Below are 3190 nucleotides of genomic sequence, written 5' to 3'. Positions count from 1 at the left end.
TATTCATGCTGTTGTGTGGTAACAAGCCTAATTGCACGTTCACGAAATTCTGATGTATAGCGATTTGATTTTTTCATAGTTCCAGTTTCTCAAGTTATTGAGTCTCTGGCAAACACGGGGCGATTCAGAACGGGTCAACGAGATAGTTGATGAATTAGGGATAACTCCTTCTAACTGTCATGTCATTCTCGATTTTCAGGACTTGAGCACGTCAACATTAGTTGGTGTTATGGAAGATTTTGACACACTATTTCCTCTACTTTTGAGTTTTAAGTTTGCAACATATTCCATTGCTGGCTGCTCTTTGCCTAGCTCTATTGACAAAGTAGTAAAAGAACAAGATTCATCTGGCTTTGTGAGGCGAATAGAGATGCTCCTATGGAAGGCCTTAAGGAATCAACATTCTAGTATTCCAATATTTTTTGGGGACTATGGTGTAAGAGGTCCATCAACAGGCGAGATCGGATTTGGTAATACCAACGCTAAAATAAGATATACAGTGAAAGACCGCTATTATGTTGTACGAGGGCATGTAATTAGAAAGCCTGTAGGTGGATATCAACACTGTGAGTTAGCGAAGAAATTAGTAGCATCTGGCGAATATATGGATCCAAGTTTTAGCTGGGGTGATAACCGAATCATGGAGTGTGCAAATAGTAAATTTGGAGGTGGGCCTACCCAATGGATTGAGATTGATTCAAGTCATCATTTTGCTTATGCGGTTGCTGAGGTTAGTGATTATGAGAGAGAGCTTGAAATTAAACGCACAACCACTGTGTATTGATAAGTTTATTTAGTTTGGGTAGAGAAGAAAACACCGATATCGTTTCCTAACGCTTGTGATGATTTCACCTTTACCGAAAACTTAGGTGCGGTGTCGGTTGGGCTAATGTTGGTCCGGCTGACAGCTTTTTAAAGCGCACAAAACCTGATTTTGATCCAAGTACTTATGGTTCTACAAATGTAACCGGTGTAGTTGCTGGCCTGTCTGCCATATTCCAAATTACAAAGTTGAAAGGTAAAGGGGCGACACAAAGAACCTTCTATCGCCCAAAGATTGCAACGTATTAATCAAGATCCCAAGGTGGTAAGTCGTCTACGGTTTTAGGTTGCCGCTTTGTTTTTGGTTCGGCTTGCCGCTGTTGATAATCATTAAACGCTTCTTCCGCTTCAGTTTTGCTGGGGAACTTGCTCTGCATCGCGCAGGGAAATTTTTTCATTTGCGCTATTACATCTTCCCATTCGTAGTAAACCCCAGGTTTCGTTCCTTCAAAAACAACGTAGTATCGGCGTCTAGAATGTACTTCTGGCTGGATAGTAGTAAGCGTCCGGTGATCCCACTTAGTCTTTAGCAAACAGCCATGGTAGCAGTAGCTCGATATCGGCTTCAGGTTGGCTGAGCATTTCAAGGCTTTTCATTACGTATTCGAACACATTAAGGTCGTTGGCTTTGGCCGTTTCGATGATGCTGTAGAGGATAGCACTTGCGTTAGCGCCGGTTGCTGTCTGGCTGAACAACCAGTTTTTCCGGCCAATGACGAACGGTTTTATTGCTCGCTCTGCACGGTTGTTATCGATGTTCAGTTGCCCATCTAGTGTGTAGCGTTCCAGTTTATGCCATTGATTCAGACAGTATTGTATCGCTTCGCCCAGTTTGGTTTTGGGCAGCACTTGTTGTGCAGATTTGTTCAGCCAGGTATGCAGTTGGTTGAGTAGCGGCAGACTTTTCTCTTGCCGGAGGGTATAGCGCTCTTCTGCTGTGTGTTGTTTTAACTGTGTTTCGATACGATAGAGTTTCTGGATATGGTTTAGTGCCCAGTCTGCTTTGCCGCTGCTTTTATTACCGGCACCTTTTTTGGCCTCCATAAACTTACGGCGGGCATGGGCCCAGCAGCCAACTAAGGTGGCTTGCGTTTGTTCATAGCCAACATAACCGTCGACTTGTAGATAGCCGTTATAACCGGCAAGGAAGTCCACTGCACATTGCCCGGCTCGACCATTGTGATAATCGTACAGCACGATGTTGGGTATCGCTGAGCCGGTAATTGTCGCTTGCGGTGAATCTGTACCGGTGGCATACAGCCACATGTAGCTCGTCGATTTATCGGAATCGACAACTTTCAGCGTGGTTTCATCCGCCTGGATAACCGGTTGTTTTAACAGATGCTGATGGAGCTGGTCGTAGAGGGGCTTAAACAACTCAGCACAGCGGATTATCCAGTCTGCCATGGTCTTGCGGCTTATCTCGATACCATGTTGTTTAAACATGGCTTCCTGCCGGTACAGTGGCAGGCCATACTGGTATTTGCTGGTGATTATCTGGCTTAGCAGGCTGGGCGTCGCATAGCCTTTGGGGATAACACTATGTGGCACCGGCGCTTGTTTGATAGTGTTACTAATGCCGTCTTTGTCGCAGGTGCGGCACGCATACTTCGGGCGAACATGCTCAATCACTTTCACCTGAGCAGGAATAAACTGAAGCTTCTCAGATTTATCTTCGCCGATGCGGTGTAATTCGTTGGCGCAGCAGTTACAGATTTTCTCGTCTTCAGGGATATCGTGAATGATAACCTCACGGGGTAAATCCTTGGGCAGTGGCTTGCGCTTGGGTTTATTGCGCGTATAACTAATCGCTTCCTGCTCTGGCGTTTCGACCTCAGCAACTAGTTCTTCGGCCTCATTAAACAGTTCACCCTGACCAGGGTGACCTTCGGTACTTTTACCGAACTGTTTATGTTGGGCAATGCGGAACTGCTCTTCGAGATACTGATACCGGTTATTCAGTTCCTCAAGCTGCTGCTCCAGCTCAGCGATGCGACGTTGATAATCTTTTTCGTTCATAGGGTTAGTATCGCCGATTAAGGCACTGATTACCCTACATTATTCAGACTATTTCGTGATCGATAATCGCTGTTTATGATCATCCGTTATAAGCCGGAGGCAGTGTAATGCAAAGGCTGATGGCCTATCACATCAAAGCCCGATAACAACCATTGCAACTGTTGTTCGCTCAGGTGCATGTGTTGTAACTCAGCATCATTCGGCCATTTAAAGCGGTGCTTCTGTCGAGTAGCCAGACCCGATTACTCGAGCCCAGCCCTCTAAGAACGGTACGTGCGAGTTTCCCCGCATACCGCTCAAGTCGTTATAACGCCATGTAGGATGGCGCAGCAGTATTTTTACTTTTATG

At 45.6% G+C, this 3190-nt stretch carries 4 protein-coding genes and 1 pseudogene; 2 read left to right on the top strand and 3 right to left on the bottom strand.

Features of this window, described 5'->3' with window-relative positions; genetic code table 11:
• The first annotated feature begins 97 nt into the window (after positions 1-97).
• Positions 98-784 (top strand): beta family protein, encoded by a 687-nt coding sequence (locus GTH32_RS19030; protein WP_163088756.1) that lies wholly within the window; start codon positions 98-100, stop codon positions 782-784.
• 155 nt (positions 785-939) lie between these two features.
• A pseudogene (locus GTH32_RS19760) lies at positions 940-1071 on the top strand (NYN domain-containing protein); the annotation flags it as partial.
• On the opposite strand, the gene GTH32_RS19670 reads toward GTH32_RS19760, so the two are convergent.
• The 3 genes from GTH32_RS19670 to tnpB form a co-directional block, all read right to left on the bottom strand.
• Entirely contained in the window at positions 1068-1355 is a 288-nt protein-coding gene (locus GTH32_RS19670; protein WP_163088754.1) for an RNase H1/viroplasmin domain-containing protein, read from the bottom strand. The pseudogene GTH32_RS19760 and the gene GTH32_RS19670 sit on opposite strands and share 4 nt — an antisense overlap.
• The gene (gene tnpC / locus GTH32_RS19020) at positions 1342-2841 is read right to left on the bottom strand and encodes an IS66 family transposase (protein ID WP_163088752.1); all 1500 of its coding nucleotides are present in this window, start codon (positions 2839-2841) and stop codon (positions 1342-1344) included. Before tnpC ends, GTH32_RS19670 begins: the two co-directional genes overlap by 14 nt.
• 86 nt (positions 2842-2927) lie before the next feature.
• Positions 2928-3077 (bottom strand): IS66 family insertion sequence element accessory protein TnpB, encoded by a 150-nt coding sequence (tnpB, locus tag GTH32_RS19825; protein ID WP_163088758.1) that lies wholly within the window; start codon positions 3075-3077, stop codon positions 2928-2930.
• Positions 3078-3190: the final 113 nt, after the last annotated feature.

Source organism: Alteromonas profundi (assembly GCF_010500865.1).
Lineage (GTDB): Bacteria > Pseudomonadota > Gammaproteobacteria > Enterobacterales > Alteromonadaceae > Alteromonas > Alteromonas profundi.
Note: the sequence above shows the minus strand (reverse complement) of the source record. Positions and strands in the feature narration are given on the sequence as shown.

Bases quoted from the DNA above. Each gene is read 5' to 3' on its own strand.
- tnpC (WP_163088752.1), bottom strand. From the start codon at position 2,841: ATGAACGAAAAAGATTATCAACGTCGCATCGCTGAGCTGGAGCAGCAG.